This is a genomic window from Butyrivibrio sp. NC3005 (assembly GCF_000424545.1).
Taxonomy (GTDB): Bacteria; Bacillota; Clostridia; order Lachnospirales; family Lachnospiraceae; genus Butyrivibrio.
This window is the reverse complement of the sequence record NZ_AUKC01000027.1, coordinates 20,533-38,921: the sequence shown is the minus strand read 5'-3', so window position 1 is coordinate 38,921 and position 18,389 is coordinate 20,533. Positions and strand designations below refer to the sequence as shown.

General features: G+C 33.5%; 12 protein-coding genes. 3 read left to right on the top strand and 9 right to left on the bottom strand.

What is annotated here, in order from left to right; genetic code table 11:
- The first annotated feature begins 243 nt into the window (after positions 1-243).
- The gene (locus G634_RS0108610) at positions 244-822 is read left to right on the top strand and encodes a histidine phosphatase family protein (RefSeq protein WP_026504950.1); all 579 of its coding nucleotides are present in this window, start codon (positions 244-246) and stop codon (positions 820-822) included.
- A gap of 142 nt (positions 823-964) precedes the next feature.
- On the opposite strand, the gene G634_RS0108605 is transcribed toward G634_RS0108610, so the two are convergent.
- The 5 genes from G634_RS0108605 to G634_RS0108585 form a co-directional block, all read right to left on the bottom strand.
- Positions 965-2,659, bottom strand: coding sequence for a phospho-sugar mutase (locus G634_RS0108605; RefSeq protein ID WP_026504949.1), 1,695 nt, complete (start codon positions 2,657-2,659; stop codon positions 965-967).
- Between the two features lie 92 nt (positions 2,660-2,751).
- Positions 2,752-2,967, bottom strand: coding sequence for a hypothetical protein (locus tag G634_RS0108600; RefSeq protein ID WP_026504948.1), 216 nt, complete (start codon positions 2,965-2,967; stop codon positions 2,752-2,754).
- A gap of 36 nt (positions 2,968-3,003) precedes the next feature.
- Positions 3,004-6,417, bottom strand: a complete 3,414-nt coding sequence (locus G634_RS20295; RefSeq protein WP_051233780.1) for an EAL domain-containing protein — start codon at positions 6,415-6,417, stop codon at positions 3,004-3,006.
- Positions 6,418-6,434: 17 nt separating this feature from the next.
- Positions 6,435-11,267, bottom strand: coding sequence for an EAL domain-containing protein (locus tag G634_RS20290; RefSeq protein ID WP_026504947.1), 4,833 nt, complete (start codon positions 11,265-11,267; stop codon positions 6,435-6,437).
- Between the two features lie 138 nt (positions 11,268-11,405).
- The gene (locus G634_RS0108585; RefSeq protein ID WP_026504946.1) at positions 11,406-12,059 is read right to left on the bottom strand and encodes a hypothetical protein; all 654 of its coding nucleotides are present in this window, start codon (positions 12,057-12,059) and stop codon (positions 11,406-11,408) included.
- A gap of 162 nt (positions 12,060-12,221) precedes the next feature.
- Here G634_RS0108585 and G634_RS0108580 point away from each other — a divergent pair, with 162 nt between their 5' ends.
- Entirely contained in the window at positions 12,222-13,166 is a 945-nt protein-coding gene (locus G634_RS0108580; protein ID WP_026504945.1) for an AEC family transporter, read from the top strand.
- Positions 13,167-13,170: 4 nt separating this feature from the next.
- Here the strand turns inward: G634_RS0108580 and G634_RS0108575 are convergent, their stop codons facing one another.
- Complete coding sequence (locus G634_RS0108575; protein ID WP_026504944.1) at positions 13,171-14,067, bottom strand: ribokinase; 897 nt, start codon at positions 14,065-14,067, stop codon at positions 13,171-13,173.
- 134 nt (positions 14,068-14,201) lie between these two features.
- Between G634_RS0108575 and G634_RS21755 the strand changes: the two genes are divergently transcribed.
- On the top strand, positions 14,202-14,330 hold the full coding sequence (locus G634_RS21755) for a hypothetical protein (protein WP_256379362.1): 129 nt from the start codon (positions 14,202-14,204) through the stop codon (positions 14,328-14,330).
- A 104-nt stretch (positions 14,331-14,434) separates the two neighbouring features.
- Here the strand turns inward: G634_RS21755 and G634_RS20285 are convergent, their stop codons facing one another.
- The 3 genes from G634_RS20285 to G634_RS0108555 form a co-directional block, all read right to left on the bottom strand.
- On the bottom strand, positions 14,435-14,974 hold the full coding sequence (locus tag G634_RS20285) for a CAP domain-containing protein (protein WP_051233779.1): 540 nt from the start codon (positions 14,972-14,974) through the stop codon (positions 14,435-14,437).
- 168 nt (positions 14,975-15,142) lie between these two features.
- Complete coding sequence (locus tag G634_RS0108560) at positions 15,143-16,972, bottom strand: DUF5722 domain-containing protein (RefSeq protein ID WP_026504943.1); 1,830 nt, start codon at positions 16,970-16,972, stop codon at positions 15,143-15,145.
- A gap of 206 nt (positions 16,973-17,178) precedes the next feature.
- Positions 17,179-18,312, bottom strand: coding sequence for a hypothetical protein (locus G634_RS0108555; RefSeq protein ID WP_026504942.1), 1,134 nt, complete (start codon positions 18,310-18,312; stop codon positions 17,179-17,181).
- Between the last annotated feature and the right edge of the window lie 77 nt (positions 18,313-18,389).

Here is an 18,389-nt window from a genome sequence, read left to right as displayed (position 1 = left end):
ATTCAGAAACTCGCATTTACTGCGAGTTTCGTGAGAACAAAAGTCAAGCGGCAAACTGGTCCAAGGCGAAGCCTTTTTAAATGGCCAGTTTGCGTGGTTTTTGGAACGCAGTGACAAAAATCTATGACTTTTATATACTGTAAGAATAATTTTGTCCTGTCAGGCAGGATTCTTGCGATGATTATCCTAAATCTCAGCAAGAAGTCATAATAATTATATTCTGATAACAAAATGGAGATAACTATGAAAATATGGCTAACAAGGCATGGTCAAACTAACCTCAACAAAAATCACTTAATGCAGGGAAGAACCGACGAACCGCTTAATGAAAAAGGAATTCTTCAAGCACAAAAAGCAAGATGTGCACTTGGAAATATTACCTTTGATGCAGTATATTCCAGTCCTTTACAACGAGCAATACATACAGCATCTATAATTGGAAATACTCCTCCAGATAAGATTTTAATTGATGAACGTCTTATAGAAACCGATTTTGGAAAATATGAGAAACGAAATTACATGCAAATGGGACTTTCTATGAGTTTTTATTGGGCATGCCCAGAATTTTTTAATGCTCCCAAAACAGTAGAGACTCTCGAATCTATGATAGAAAGAAGCTATTCTTTTGTTCAGGATTTAGAAAAACAAAAATACAAAAATGTTCTAATTACATGCCATGGTGGAATTATGAGAGTTCTTAGCGGATGTTTAGCTGATAATCCCCGAAAATATATTTGGCGCCCCAAACCTCACAACTGCGAGATTAGAGTTTTTTCTTTTGAAAATGGTATACATTCTTACATAAAAAAAATTTCTATATGAAAAGACCCTTGCAAGAATTATAGGAAATAAAATCCATAAATGTTACTGTTCACAGATTTTTCATATGAACAGTAACAAATAATCTGCAAGAGTCTTCGTTAACTATTTTATCAATTCAATCCTCAATTAATAGCTTTAATTATCACTCAACCTTTTTGATATAAGACATGATATCTTCCTTAATTGCTTTATTCACTTCAAGAGCCTTTTCTCTAGAATCCTGATTAGAATAAAAATAGAATTTTATCTTTGGTTCTGTTCCACTTGGTCTAATAGCAAACCAAGAACCATTATCAAGAAAAAACCTAAGTGCATTCTGAGGTGGAATATCTTCATAACCGTTGATATAATCTATAACCTTTGATACCTTTACTCCTGCAACTGTTTCTGGAGTATTTTCCCTTATAAACTTCATCATTCTTCCAATTCTCTGCGCACCGGATATTCCTTCTAATATAAGATTTGGCTCATCCTCAGCAAAATAACCGTATTTTGCATATATTTCCTGTAAAACGTCCCAAAGCGTTTTTCCCTGTTTTCTATAATAAGCCGCAGCTTCAGCAACTAACATCCCTGCAGAAATACCATCTTTATCCCTAATATCTTCACAAGCTGCATATCCAACAGATTCTTCATACCCAAACAAATATGTATATCCATTTTCATGAAGATATGGTATCTTTCCACATATATTCTTAAATCCTGTAAGTGTTTCAAACATCTCTATTCCATATGCTTTTGCCATGATAGTAGACAACGTTGAAGTAACAATAGACTTTACCATTGCTCCTTTGGTTGGAAGTGTCCCTGCACTTTTTCTACCTTCAAGAATATAATTAACCAAAAGATACCCTGTCTGATTTCCATTTAATGGAATATAATTTCCATTATCATCACGAATCTCGATTGCAAATCTATCTGAATCAGGATCAGTTGCCATTAAAAGTTCTGCCCCAAACTCTCTTCCATACTTTTCGCTGAGTTTAAAAGCTTTGGGATCCTCTGGATTAGGATAACCAACAGTAGTAAAATCAGGATCAGGATTTTCTTGTTCAGGTACAATCTTCCAATTACTGAAACCTCTATCTTTTAGCATCTGACGAAATGGAATGGAACCACATCCATTTAAAGGTGTATATACTAAAGGAATAGAAAGATCTAATTCATCTTTTTCATGAATTGAAAGTTCTTCAACTTTATCCAAATATTCTCTGTCATATTCCTGACCAAGAACTGTAATGGTTCCCTTCGTGATACCTTTATTATAATCAGATTTCTTTATATCTTTCCAAATATTGACAGCATTTATCTTCTCTGTCATTCCATTTGCAACATCTGATGAAACCTGGCATCCATCTTCCCAATATGCTTTATATCCGTTATACTCCTTTGGATTATGTGAAGCAGTAATATTTATTCCTGAAATAGTATTAAGTCTTCTTATCATAAATGCTAGTTCTGGTGTTGGTCTAAGTGATGGAAATGTATACACTTTTATCCCGTTCTCAGCAAAAATACCAGCCGCAAGCTCAGAAAATTCTTTAGAAAAATGTCTTGGATCATGAGCTATTACAACACCTCTATCCTTTGCTTCTTGACCAAATGAAGCAATATAATCAGCTATTCCCTGTGTTGCTTTTCCTACAGTAAGCATATTCATACGATTGGTACCTGCTCCAACTTTTCCTCTAAGACCAGCTGTACCAAATGATAATTCTTGGTAAAAACTCTCTTCTTTTTCTTTTTCATCATCTTTCATTGCTATAAGTAGTTTTTTTAAATCATCCTCATCAGAAAGATTATCCATCCACTCTTGATATCTAGTTGTAAAATCCATACGATATCAACCTCCAAAATTATTTATATTATTATCATAACACAAGTAAAGTGCGCTAGTCTCGCGCACTTTACTCGTATAAAAAAAATCATTTATTTATCTATATTTCTATTAGGAATTCCATAACTATTCCACTCATTTAATCTATTGTTTATGTTATTTAACTCTTGCCAAGTCAGGATATTAACTAATTGTTCAAGTGTAATTCCATTTTTTCTTGCAAACTCCTGCATTTCATGAATTTTTTCTTCCAGTTCAATTTCTGGAGAAGGTCCTGTGTATCCTATTGGTTTCTCTAAAAAAGCCATCATTACTCCTTTCTGGAACATAAGTCCACAAACCCACTACACATTTTCGCCCACATGTTTTCTACGCCTGTCATGATTAAGATAATAAGCAGCTTTATCTTTATACATATGTTCGTCGGCATCCTCTAATGCTTTTTTTAATTCTTCATATTTATCACACCATGAAAAACCAACTGAAACATTTGGTGCTTTATCTGATTTCAATGCTTCTCTAAACTCAACTCCTTTTCTAGTAAACTCTTCCCTTTCTATTTCCGGCATAATAACAGCAAACTCATCACCTCCAGTCCGATAAACATTTTCTCTGCCAAAAAACTTTGAAATGAAGTTTGCTGCATCTTGCAAAAACTGATCTCCAGCTGTATGACCAAGATTATCATTTAAATCTTTTAATCCGTTTAAATCCATAACAAGAATACCAGCACCTTGCTTATATGCTTCCATGCTTCGCATTTTTTCTATATAAGCGTTTCGGTTATTAACTTTGGTAAGCTCATCATAGTTACTTAAGTGCTCAAAATAATGCTTGGAAACACTGGCACCAATAAAATAAGAAACTGTTTCCATAAGCCTTCTCGTATCAAGATTTTTCTTTAATCCATAGTTATCAACGCCAATATAACCTATTAGTTCTCCATGCGAATAAAAAGGAACTATCAACACTCTTTTAACTCTCCTTTTTTTCAAAGCACCATAGTACTTTGGCGCAAGATTTTTAATCTGTTCAATCGTCTCAATATCTATACATATATCACTTTTTAGATAATAACTCCAACATTTTAAACAGTCTTTAGCCTCATCTTCTTCCATTATCCAGTTTTGTTCTTCAACATCTTCTCTATTCCACTCAAAACCACCATATATTTGGTTCTTACTTATTTCAAGAACAAAAAGCCTATCAGCTCCTATTTCATTACCAAGATCATCCAAAATATGATTCATTGCCTCTTCATAAGGCTCATCACTGGCAAGAATCTTGGCAATATGAACACTGAAATCATCTGTCGTCCAGTATCTAGTCAGTTCCTCTTTTTCCTCGATATCATTGTCGATTCCCATAAAGGCGATTGAACAACAACCAGGAATTGAAGAAGGTATCGCACTAAATTCTGTCCATTCCTTCAAAGTTTCTGCAAACATTCTAGCCTTAACTTCTTTTCCTGTAATAATAGCCTGATATGGATAATAAATCCATAATGGGTTAGAACCATTAAACAACTCTAGATATGTTTTTCCTATCAATTCTTTAGCAGTCTTGTGAGTCTTCTCGCAATATTTTTGATTCACAAAAACGTATTCCAAATCCAAAACCTGATCTCTATTGCCATTCATAACTGGTCTGCATATAACAAATGGAACCGGCAAATCTACAAATACATCAGGCACATTTTCTTCATCCTCTTTTTTGAATAGTCCCTGATCCATATAAACCAATATCATGTGACCTTGATTACATGAAGCTATTAATTCGCAAGAGCACCGATAATCATTCCCGTTTGCTGGAAGAACTACACTTTTAGCACTGTTACTTTCCACTGTTTTTTGGGCAAGTACACCAATTTTTTTTCTTATTTTCTCTATTGCAAGTTCTTTATTATTATCTGATGCATATTCCTTAGAATTTTGAATAAAGAAAATTGTTTTTCTATATTGCTCATTAGCATACATTCGAACCACTTCTTTTTCGTCATAAAAGTATATGGCAATTGGCCTTTCGCTAATAAGATCTGTAAGCCCGACTTTATTATAAAAGGCATTATCTTCCGGCTTTTCTGTTTCCAATCCCGAATAATAAAGATGTTTTATCAAATCAAAAATAGGTTCAGGTTTTCCATAATAATATCCTTGTATTCTCTCACAACCTATATTCCACATAAAGTCAAGCTGTTCTTCTGTTTCTACGCCTTCTGTAAGTGTATGTATTCCTAACTGCTTTGCCATTTTTATTGTTGCTGTTACAATAGTTCTGGACTTTTCACTCATATCACGCAAAAAACCCATGTCTATTTTTATAAGATCAAAATCGAAATCTTTAAGTATATTCAAGGATGAATAACCGCTTCCAAAATCATCCATCCAAATCTCAAATCCATTTTCGTGAAACCTTTCTATTGCCTTCTTCATTTTATTTTTATCACTAATAAGTGCACTCTCTGTAATTTCAATATTTATAAAATTATGAGGCACACGAAAGGCCTTCATTATCTCTATTACCATTTCTACAGGATCGCATGATTCAAAGTCAGATCTTGAAATATTGACTGAAACAGGTACTATCGGAGCTCCAGAATCAATTCCCTTTCTTATCGTTTTAACAACATGTTTTATTACAAAAGTGTCCAGTTTATGTGAAAGGCCATATTTTTCAAGTGCTGTAACCACCTGTGAAGTTGGTAAAGTTCCTCTTTTTGGAGAATCCCATCTAATTAAAGCCTCTAAAGAACAAACTTTTCCTGTTAAAGTCCTTATTACAGGCTGATAATATACATTCAAATATCTTTTACTTATGGCTTCATCAAGATTTTCAATAACATAGCTTTCTAATTCACCTATTTTTTCCAGTCCTATCTTATATTCGCAAAAATACTTTCCTGGATCTTTTTTTATGAAATCGCAGGCAAATTTAGCTAAATCACAATCAACGGCTGGAGATATATCCGTACTATTCATGTAGTAAACGCCAGCTTTAACATGAACTGTATTGCTATTTTGCAACTTCAAAGATCTACTGTGAACTTCAAACAACTGTTCAAATAATTCATTTGTATTCGTTAATACCACAAAATGATCTTCAGCAATTCTAGAAATATATCCAATTGCAAAAACATTCTTCAAAATATCAGAAAAGTTTTTAAGAATAATATTTCCAGCTTCTATTCCCTGACTGACATTAAGATATTTCAAATTAGTCAGATTATAATAGATAATACAGTATTCTTCATCAGTATTATTCGCTTTAAGTTTTTCAAGAATTGCCTGCGCTTTTTCATTAAAGCGCCTCATCCCAGAAAGACCTGTTAAAAGATCAGAATCGCCTATCAATTCGCTCGAAGTATTTTCTGCAATAAACACGCAGAAAATCGGACCTTCAAGTTTATCTTCTATTCTTTTTCCATAATCTTCTACAAATTTGATATTTCCCTTTCTGGTTCTGATATTATACGAAACATGGTCAAAAGAGTTTTTATTATTTTCAATTTGAATTTTGATGTTTTCTCTGACTGAATCAATCTGTTCTTTTGCCACAACTCCTCCAAATGAGCCATGTGTGAATTCCATAAATTCTTGTTCATCCTTACAATCCAACAGCTCAATAAGATTCTGATTGGCATAAAGAATCTCCTCTTCTGGTGAATCTCTGTAAATAAGAAATCCACCAGGCATCAGGATAAGTCCATTCAATATATGCTCTTTTAAATATTCTATATCAGTCAGTTTAAAACTCTTCATTCATTTCCACCAAAAGTCTAAAGTTTACTATGTCTGTGTCTATCTCTTTTACTTAGTTTCTTAAAATAATGATTAGCTACTCTTGAACCAATAAAGAATGATACTGTTTCTAGCAAAAGTTTCGTGTCAACAATTTCATTTATTTCATAATTATCAGCTCCAATATATCCTTTTAATTCTCCGTCTATATAAAAAGGCACATCAATAATTCTCTTTATACCCTGACGTTTTAATGTGTTATATAAAACATTATCTGACTTCTTGTATTTTTCTATGTCGTCAATTACTATACTTGTGCTATTTGAAAGATTATTTTCCCACACTCCCATATATGTCTTGTAATCAAGTTTCTGCATGGTATCAATTTGTGATTTAACACCTTTTGCACACCATTCAAAAGTTCTAGAAATTGTCTTTTGATCAGTTTCATAGATATATAATCGTTCTGGATGAATCACTTTACTTATTTCTTCAAGTACATGATTCATTGCAATATGATAATCTTCCTTTCCATCCAAAATTCGAGCAATTCTAATACTGCTATCATCTGTCATCCAGTTTTTGGCAATATATTCTTTTTCTTTACGAGTATTTACTTCTTTAAGGTAAAGCTTGTGATTGATAATTCTTGCAGCCAAGAAAAAAGATATTGTCTCCAAAAACCTAATAGTATCAATCTCTGAATTAATCATATAGTTCTCAGCAATTATATAACCTATTATCTTCTCATTATCATAAAGTGGAACTACAATAAAATGCGTTGTTCCAATAGCTTTAAGGCAAAAATACAAAACAGTATGTTCAGACCTTAATGATTCAACCTCATTTACCAAAACACTATTATTTCTAGTAAGTATCTTTTCAAAAAAAGCTATCTCTTTATACGACTTTTTTTGACGTTTTGGACTGATTTCATCTTTTCCTTCTTTAAACCATTCAAAGGTCTCTGAATACGTAAATCTATCTGTTTCTAAAATTCCAACTCTTTCAGCTCCTGTTTTATGTCCTATTTCGTTTAATGTCATATTAATAGATTCAATGTATTCTTCGCTTGATCCCAAAATCTTTAATATATTAATAATATTTTCATCAGTCTTGCGACCTATGGTAAGCTTATCTTTTTCTTCTTTCTGTCTATCTATTATCTTCATTGTAAAAATACTGCATCCATCTACAACTGATGGAGCTGCTACAAAATCAACCCAATGTCCAAAAGAACCTCCATATAACTGATCAGAAATATATTCTCCATGAGCTGCCCTATATGCAAAATCAACCCATTTATCATTGGTATAAGGAAAACATTCTAAATATCTTTTTCCTATAACCTCATCTATGGATATATTACACATCTGACAATATTTCTTGTTTGCGTAGACATATATTATATCGATGCATTTTTCTTGCATTTCATCTAACATTGGTTTAACTATAACACATGGAACTGGCAAGTCATCCAACATTTCATTAGCTTTTGCAATCTTGGCATTGATTGCAAAATCATTTTTTCTTCTCTTAGCCATTCTGTTATGAGCAAGTTCAATAACATCCCAAAATTCATTTGCTTCAGCTCCATGTGCAATTCCAATCGTTACACGAAGTGAATACGGATGCTTATTTATCTCCTTTACTGTCGCTATTTCCACCGCAAATTGATTAAGTATAGCATCTATACTGTCAATAGATAATTCCTTACTACATACTGCAAACTTGCTTCCATACATTCTTGCAATAGTGACATTTGCAGGAAAATATGTTTTTAATACTTCAGCAACCTTACAAATTCCATCTTTGGCTACCTGTTCGCCATAATCATCTTTTAATTCACGAAAATCATCAACATTTATTACCACATAAACATAATCTTCACCTGAAATCCTTAGATTGTCATCAAGTCTTGCTATTGTTTCCTGCATACCAAGACTATTCATAAGTCCTGTCATTGGATCTTTAGTAACACTATCCTTTAACATGTCCCTGCCGCCAAAATCATTTTCTATATCTACGAAATATCCCATTAGTCCTTTGATTTTAGATTCTTCGTAAATTGGGAATTTTATAGCTATTATATTTCTAAGGACACCATCTACTATATTCTGACCAGCAGAATTTTGAATGATATCACCATTTTTTATAACCCTAAGCTCATCATTCAAAAAAGTCTTATCATCTAGATTCCAACCTATATCTTCATCTGTTTTACCATAAATATCATCAATAGATGTAAAACCATAATAATCCAAAAAAGCCCTACTTGCCCCGATAAACCTTCTATTTATATCTTTCCAAAACAATTTAATATTTGACTCTAAAAGAAAACTATTCCACAATCTATATCCATCATCAGCATTTCTCTCTCCAATGCTTAAATCATAGTACCTTAATACTCGGCACAGTTTATCTTTTTTATCTTTCTCATCCTCTATCTCAGCAGGTTTTACACAAATCAGATACTTATCACCATAGTTTTTGGACTCACTAATTAAAATAACAGTAAACTCTGTCCATTTATAGCCTTCTTTAGGCTTTTTTATTCTGAAAATTTCTCTAAAACTACCACATCCCGAATTATGCATTCTCGCTTCAAAATTTTCCTTGGTCAGAAAATGAATCCACTCATCCACATCTTCAAAATAAACATATTTTTTGGGATAATCCTTATAACTAGATGAAATATTATGTGTAACCTGACCCACTTTTTCAAAAGGTAAAATCGTACTAACAACAAGTCTGGTATCTTCTTCGAAATCCACAATATAAATGCCGTCAAATGTAGCAATAATACTTCTCATAGCTGAGTCCATCATGTCTAAGGCTTTTTTCTGATTATTGAAAATACTCTTTTCAATGCAGCCTCTAAGCATTGTCCCTCTACGGCTTTTGGCAACAATTTTAAACGAGAAGAAAAATACATTTTCTCCTCTAACAAGAGTCATCATTTCAACTTCATCGCTCTTTATTGCTTTTTCTGCAAGATTTACAAATTTCTTTTTTTGAACAAAAGATAATACGTTTCCTTCATTAGATAAATCATATAAATCATCAAAATTCAAAGAATCTGAAAAATTCTTAAAACATTCGTTTTCATATACTCTTATAAAACTATTATCGTTATATATCAAAAAACACTGAGGTATATCAGTTGAAAACTCTACACATCCCAACTGATCAAAAAAAGCTGCTCCTTCGCGTGTTTCAAAATCTATACATTTATTTTGAAGATTTTGCTCCGCTTCTACAGGTGGCATAGGTTTTCCATAATAATAGCCTTGAATCTTCTCACATCCTATGCTTTTTAAAAATTCCAACTGTTCAACATTTTCTACACCTTCTGCAAGTGTATGTATCCCAACTTCTTTTGCAAGCTGCACTGCATTTTTTATAATAGTCTTTGAACGCTGACTAAAATCACGCAGAAATTCCATATCTATTTTTATCTCATCAAACCTGAAATCTTTTAGAACATTAAGCGATGAATAACCACTTCCAAAATCATCCATCCACACTTCTATTCCAGCTTCATGAAATCGTTCAATTGCTCTGCGCATTACATCTTTGTTTCCTAGAATAGATGTCTCTGTTATCTCTACACAAATGAATCTCCGTCTAATTCCGTGTTCATCAGCTGATGACGAAACCACAGTAACTGGATCGCATGCATCAAAATCCGACCGAGATACATTAACAGATATAGGTACAATTGCTTCTCCTGCTCTTAATTTTCTTTGAAGATACTCAGCAACACGTCTCACAATGTACATATCAAGTTTATAAGATAAACCATTATCTTCCAAAATAGGAATAAAATCACCTGGAGGAATCATTCCATATTCAGGATCTTCCCACCTTGCAAGTGCTTCCATGCTACAAAGTTTTTCAGTAAGTGTTCTTATTACCGGCTGATAATATACTCTTATCCATCCTTCTGACAAAGCCTGGTCTATATGACTTAGAATATACTCTTGTTTCATATAATTCTTGGACATTTTCTCGTCATACCAAATATAACCAGACCCGAAGCCGTTTATTTTCTTTCGGCAGGCCATTTTTGCCCTATCACACTGAATATTGATAGGAACATTCGGATCATAAGCACATATGCCAATTTTTACATTAAGTGTTTTTCCTTCGTTTGCTTCATGAAGATGAAGAATAAGTTCATTAAGTTCTTCCTCTATACCATCTTCTTCTGCAAAAGCATAGAAATGATCTTCTCCAAACCTGGCACAATTCTCATTTCCGAAATGAATACGCAATATATCAGCAAATGCACATAAAAGAACATCTCCTTCCGCATGTCCGTATTTGCTGTTAAAACCTTTCATTCCACACAAATCAAAAGCCAAAATAACAGAGTTTTTTCCTTCGTGATACCATCTCTTTTCACCATCACCTGCAAGTTCCATGAAATACCACGTATTAGGAAGTCCTGTAAGCGTATCTAAACGTACGTGTGCAATAGACACAAACACATAAAAAAGTGGCCCCTCAACAGGATCTTCGAAAAACCTTCCATAATCTTCAACAACTCTGATTTTTCCTGTCTTTGTCTGAATTCTATAATGTACCTGATCAAATAACTGGTTTTGACCTGAAATCTGTGAGTGAATACTATTCTCTACAAGCTCCAAATCCTGTGGAAATACTATTCCTTTAAAAGTATTGCCGGTAAGTTCCTTAAACTCTTCTTCGGTATCGCACTCAAACATCTTTAACAGCGCATGATTAGCATAGATTATCTCTTCATTTCCCACGGCTCTGTATATAAAGAAACCACCTGGCATTGCCGATAACCCATTCAAGATATATTGTTTACTCAGATCAATACTTGTAATATTCTGTTTACTCAAAACATCCACTCCTTAAACAAATAATACTCCATATATCTGTTTATCGGATTTTCAGAATACTAATTTACTGTTTTTGACAACAAAAAAAGCTTTACACTTTCATTAATGTAAAGCTTTTTTGTTTGCTATATTAAATTTTTACCATGACGTAGCAATATCAAACATTACACCCGATCCATTTCTTGTAAAAGAACCTGTATCAGTTACTACAGAAGGTCCAAGTGTAGTAGGTACAATACTTCCTATAGGAAAAATATTAAAATCAGCAGCTACCATTACGAATGCGCCATACATCTTACAACCATCCTGTCTTATCCAGTAAACCCCCGGAAAAGCCTTTCTTTGCATTCTGCATACAATCATACTCATATCGAGATTGTAGTAAGACTCTTTTCCTACAGGGCCATAAGCTATACCTTTAGTTGCAGTAAGTCTTCCTGTCTCTGCCGGCATAATATAGCCTTCCTGAGCCATCTGTTGTAATATCTCTTCATAGGAAGCTACTACAGTGTCCTTTTTTACATAACCAACTGCATTATTGCAAATAGCCTCTACATAATCATTTTCAACATCGCGCAAATAATAAAGTGATGTATATTTAGGCAAATTAATAATAATACCAGATCCATCATCTGGAGCACTTCTAAATACCGTTTCAATTCTTGTAAATATTACTGTGCTTCCGTCTCCTACGTTACTCTCTGCAGCTATAGAATGGTTTGTGAAGCAAGATATGCTTATCAGCATTACTGTAATCAAAACCAATACTGCTTTACCCATTATATTCTTCATAAATCTCCCATTTGACTAGTTTTGCGTAGTATTTTCTTTTGCATTTAACTATTATTACAAATATTAAGTCATTTGTCAAATGTAGCTTATAGATACGCTGTTCTTGTACAAATGCGGGTATTTATCATATAATGTGAACAGTATTTGAGGAGGGAAAAATTCATGGATAATCTTATTTTTAGTCTTAACGCCACTCTTCCCATTTTTATTATTATGATGATGGGATATTTTTTTAAAAAATTAGATATCATAGATGAACAATTTGCAAAGAAAATGAATGCATTTGTTTTCAAAATTGCATTACCTGTAAATCTTTTTGTTCAACTTTGTGAGGTTGATTTCTATTCTGTCTGGGATACTTCTTTTGTTATTTTCTGCTTTTGTTCAACCCTTGGCAGCGTCATAACAGGTATTTTAATTTCTTTTATATTCTGTCACAAAGAAACAAGAGGTGAATTTGTCCAGGCTTCCTATAGAAGTAGTGCATCCCTCCTTGGTATGACATATATTGAAAATATTTACGGAAAAGCTACAATGGGTCCTCTTATGATGCTTGGCTGCGTTCCACTGTACAATATAGTCGCAGTCCTAATACTTTCCCTTATGAATCCAAATGGTTTAAACCTTGACAAAAAAAGACTAAAATCATCAATTATAGGTATTATAACTAATCCAATTATATATGGAATTCTTCTTGGATTTGTGTGGGCTCTTACAGATTTTAAACTTCCTATAGCCATTCACACTTCAATAGACTATCTGGGACGGCTTGCAAGTCCAATGGGACTTCTATCTATGGGGGCTCTATTAGACTTTGATGCTTTATCTAAGAATTTGAAAGATATATGCGGAGCAACATTCATGAAACTAATACTTTTTACAGCTATTTTTCTTCCTATAGCCATAAAACTTGGTTTCAGAGAAGAAAAGCTTATCGCAGTTTTGATAATGCTAGGCTCCGCAGCCACCGTTGCCGGATTTGTAATGGCCAAAAATATGGGACATAAAGGAGTTGTTTCGGCAGGAACCGTAGCATTATCTACTGTATTATCTTCATTCACGCTAACATTTTGGATTTTTATATTAAAATCCTTATCATTTGTGTGATATATTATTTTGATAAAGAACTGTTTAGCACTTCTTCAAGAGATGGAATAGATGGGCTTGCTCCCTTCCTTCCTACCGCAATAGCTGAAGCTTTCGCTGCTATATCCATAGCCTCTTCTATAGGCACGTTCTTCATGATACTACCAAAGAAAAAGCCAGTAAAAGTATCGCCTGCTGCTGTAGTGTCTACTGCCTTAACTTTATAAATTGGTTGTTTTATAACAGTATCTTTACATCTATAAACAGAACCATTTTTCCCTAAAGTCAGCACTATCTGTGCATCAGGATACTTTTCTGAGAGCTTTTGAGCTATTTTTTCCTCATCATTTTCTATTCCGCTAAGAACAGCTCCTTCAATTTCGTTTAATATAAAATAAGATACATATTCAAGCGGAAGTTCATTTATTTTCTCGTTTATAGGTGATGGATTGAGCACTATCTTCATTCCAATTTTATGCGCACATTCCATGATAAAACTCATCTGGTTTATTTCGTTCTGCAAAATCAAAAAATCGCCTTTTTCAAAATGTTCCATAACTTTCAAAACATTTTCTTTTGTAATAGACATATTACTTCCGCCAAATAAAATAATGCTGTTTTCTCCAGAACTATTATTTTGGATAATAGCATGTCCGCTTGGCATATCTTTTTTTTCTACTAATTTTGTATTAACGCCAGCATTATCCAAACAGTCTATAAGCATTTGACCGTCTGCTTTTCCAACTGCACCAGCTTGCCATGTTTCTACACCGCTCCTACTAAGTGCAATAGCCTGATTTAAGCCTTTTCCACCACAAAAAAATTTAAGTTCTTCCGAGCTAAGAGTTTCTCCCGGTTTAACAAAATGATCAACTGTATACACATTATCGATATTCAATGAGCCAAATACTAATGCTTTCATCGTAAAATCTCCAATCTTTTTTCTAACGTTCTTATGGGCAAATAACCGTTTTACCTATAACCATTATATACCTTATAAGTATTAGTTGTAATTTCGTTCTTGATAAAATAGAATATAAGAAGGATGTAACCAATATGGATTTAATAGCAATCGTTTCAGCACTTGGTTCTTTTGGTGTAATGGCACTAATCGCAATAATTGCTGCCGTTGCTGCCGTCGCAGGCGTAATCGGATTTATTGGTTCTAAACGCAGAAATAAGTAATTTTGCCTATGTGCAACAAGCCAAAAGGAGTCATGAATTTATTCATGGCTCCTTTCTCATCGATGCAAATTCTTATTTGTTCAAAAATTACATCCCAAACTATTTTAATAACCCAGCTCAAATGCCCAATACCACTTACCATTTTGATCAGGGCATATCGCAATTCCAATTGTCTTGTACTCTCCATCCAGGAAAATTGATTTATGAACATTACTCTTCATAAGACTTTCCATAGCTTTATCAGCAGACTGATAAAACCTAGCGAGATTTTCACCATACATAATATCAGAATTAACAGTCCAATAATCTGTTCCATTAGGTCTGGTATGGCTAAAGCTTTGCACAATCTCAATTGCTCGCACATTAGCAGCGACAAAAAGATCATTACTCCATGTAAGTGCTGTGCATCCTGCTGCGGCTCTTTCTTTATTTATCAATTGTAATGCGGATTCTTCAGCGATAGATAATTCATTTGGTTCGCTGACAACCTTTTGTGTTTGTGTAGGGGTTTTTTTCGATGCCTTTTTCGCTTCAACTCTCATACTCTCCCCCGGAGCAATCAATAAGGCAATACACATAGCAAAAGCCAAAACACTGCAAATAATATGCCTAGCATGACCCTTGCAAATATTATTCTTTCGCATCCTATACCTTTCTCCAACTGTAATACTTATGGTGTCTACTGTGGTGCATCGATGCACTAGAATCATAGCATGTATCCATTTACTAAGCAATACTTTCGACATTATTTTGTAAATTTTTTCGTAAGAAAATTCCTTTTTAAGTAATTTTTCAAGCAAGTATATTAATATTTATCGCGGCGTCAATAGTTTTTTTACATCTTTTCCTATAAAAGCTGACACCTGATCTATATATAATTGTGAACTATTTGTATCAATGTTTTGATAATATGTCCAGGCAAGTTTCCTGTATATACCTACAGACATTCCAATTGCAGCTTCACCAGCATCATCGAGTTCCCTCGAAATCAAAATTCCATCAATATGTCTGTTATTTTCTGCCTGTAAATATGCAAAGACTAATGACGAAGCCTGAAGAGGTGCTCCCTTCGATGAGCTATATCCAACTTCACTGCACAAAACACTTCTAACCTCACCATTTTTGGTTAAAAATTCACTTCTTGAAAGATAATCAGTCAAAACATCAATATTTTGCATTGTTATTATCTGAGTACCTTTTCTATGCACTACCTTTGAATTTTCCTGCCAAACACATGAATTAGTTAACGGATAATTATAAGGATGATATGCTACATTCCAGTCAATATTTCCGCTAGAAGATATTTCTTTGTTAAACAAGTCTAATACGTCTTTTCCTGCATAATATTTCTTATTATTTTGTGAAATTGACCACTGCTGATCCAAAGAAAGATAAACTCGAGCATTTGCATTTGTGCTTTTTATTCCGTTATAAAAAATACGGAAAGCCTTAGCGTATTCTTTTGTAAACTGATCTACACCGACATCAGCCATATAATGCCACTCTGCTCGGGCATTTATTTCATTCCCAACAATCCAGTTGTCGATTGTTCCATAAGCACCTCCCGAATATCTATCTGCAAGAAATGAAGCAGCCGCTGACAATCTGGCAATACCTTCATCTTCTGCAGTATTAAATGCATAATAATTTGCTCTAGCCCCCCTGGATTTGGGATGTGTAATAACAGATGAAGATGAATCGTTTAAAATTACTAAAGTCATCTGTATCCCCTGTGATGAAAGTCTCCTTACTACCGTATCTAATGAACCAACCCACCCACTATTAAATGAATAAGTTTTTCCATTATACTTATAATTTACTCCTTGTCCATTACACAATTCAGCCAGTCTAACATTATAAATGCATTGTTTTACTCCCAACTGAGCCAAATCATTAGAATTTAACAAATGGACTGCTGGAAGTATTCCCTTTTTTCCATGATCATTTCTTTTTACCGTTCGATATGCTAACACTTCAGGATTTGTTATATACTGTTCTTTGCCTATTTTATGATAAATTCCATTATAAAGAACGTATACAGCAAACATCTTATTTAATCTTGACTTATCTGTACCAATATTTAAATCAAAATCGAATTTAACTTTATTTCCCGACTCTTTGGTTGATATTTCTTTTATTGTTGATAAATCATTTATTTCATCCGGAAACTCGTCAGACATTGAGCAAGAAAAAAGATGATACTTATTGTCATCACTTTTTACTATTTTATCTGAAGAAACAGTCATTTCTATTTTCTTATTTACAATAATACACTCCTGTGTAATCAAAGCATTCTTCGTTGGATTTATATGACTTTTTTCGTATTCTTTTTTTTCTCTTTCAACTTTAATCAATGCTTCTTTGGCTGCTTTTTTCTCTTTTTCTAGTCTTAACTCTTTTTCCTTTTCTTCTTTACTTTTAAATGAAATAGTCTTTCCACTTTCAGAAACAATTTTACCGTCTGTTCCAAATTTTTCTAATATTTTTTCGTGTCTAAAAATGCAAATACCATATATAGCAGAGATTATCAAGGCTATCACCAAAAAAGAAGCTATAATCTGTAATTCAAGCCTACTTTTACGGATTTCTTCTTTTTTCTTTTTTCGAACTTTTCTTTTCCCTGAATTTGAATGTATTTTCATATGAATTCCCCCAAAAAGATTTTTTATAAGGTAAAATAATAAGAACAAACTATCCCCCTGCTCATAGATTTTACTATATCATATATCATCAATAAATGCTCTATTGGCTAATTTTCTTGATTTTTCTGCATAAAAAAGAGACGACCAAAGCCGTCTCTAAAAAATTATAATTTTTTAAATAATACACTATCATTCTATCTTACATATTATACAAGCATACGTATTGCAATCTCTTTTGCCTTAATCTGAGCATCCAGATTCTTCTTTTCTGTCTGACTTGCAGCTATTCTTCCAAAATCAGAATCTGCATCTTCGCCAGTAAGCTTAATCAAACCATTTGAAAGAAGTACTGGAAGAAGTAAAACCTTTGTTTCAGCGCTAAATTTTACTGTTGCCTTATCACCATCCTGCTTAATGACTTCACCAAGACCATACTTTTTATGAATAATCTGTTTACCTTCAAGCATTGGAAGCTCAAGATCTTCAGAAACAACATCAAGTGCCTCTCTCTGAAACTTAAGAGTTTCAAGTTCTTTTTTAAGTTCTGCCCTTCTTTGCTCTTTCATTATCTGATCTGCAGTCTTTCTCGGAGGTCTTGTAGCCTTATGTGTATCATAGAAACCATATGCATCAGCATAATGGATAATATCATAAGCAAGTACATGGTGCTTGACATCCACTCTCGCAATCCAAGAATCTTTACGATGAAGAGCCTCCATCTCTAGACGTTTTTCCATCATTTCAAGAAGGTCTTCTCTGCTTTCAATAACATCACATAATTCTCTGCACATTCTATAATAATCTTTAACAGGAAAATTTTTCGATTTAAAACGCGCAGAAAAACCTGTATATGTAGCAAATTTAATACATGCATCTTCATCGAGGAAAAAATTATCCTGAGGGCGAAGCACACTTAGATATGTCATTACACATTTGGAATCCTGCATATAAGTTCCTGCATTACTGCAAGCTCTTGTAAGCATAGAGTTAATGTGATCCATAAAAATGGTCATACGATCACGAATCTGATCTTCATCACCAACCTCTTGTAACAGAAAGTTAAAATCATCCCTTACTTCTCTTTCTTTCCCTGCAAAACGAGGGTCACAAAGAAGCAAAATACCACCAACTGGGTGATAATTATCGCATTCAATCATATCTCCTGCTTCCTGCATAGAAGCAGCAAAACGTTCCCCAAAACTATCATAATGACCTTCCCAAGCCTTACTTGCAAGCGCACAAATTCTCCACTTATTAAGTTCGTCATTATCCTTATCTTTTCCTGTTCTAACAACATCCATGTAATGGTCAATGATTTGATTAATTCTATTCTGATCCATAACTCGTACTACCATCTCCTGCCTAACTCAAAAAATATATTAAATGCACAGTTTTTTATTTTATCGTTTACGTCTCT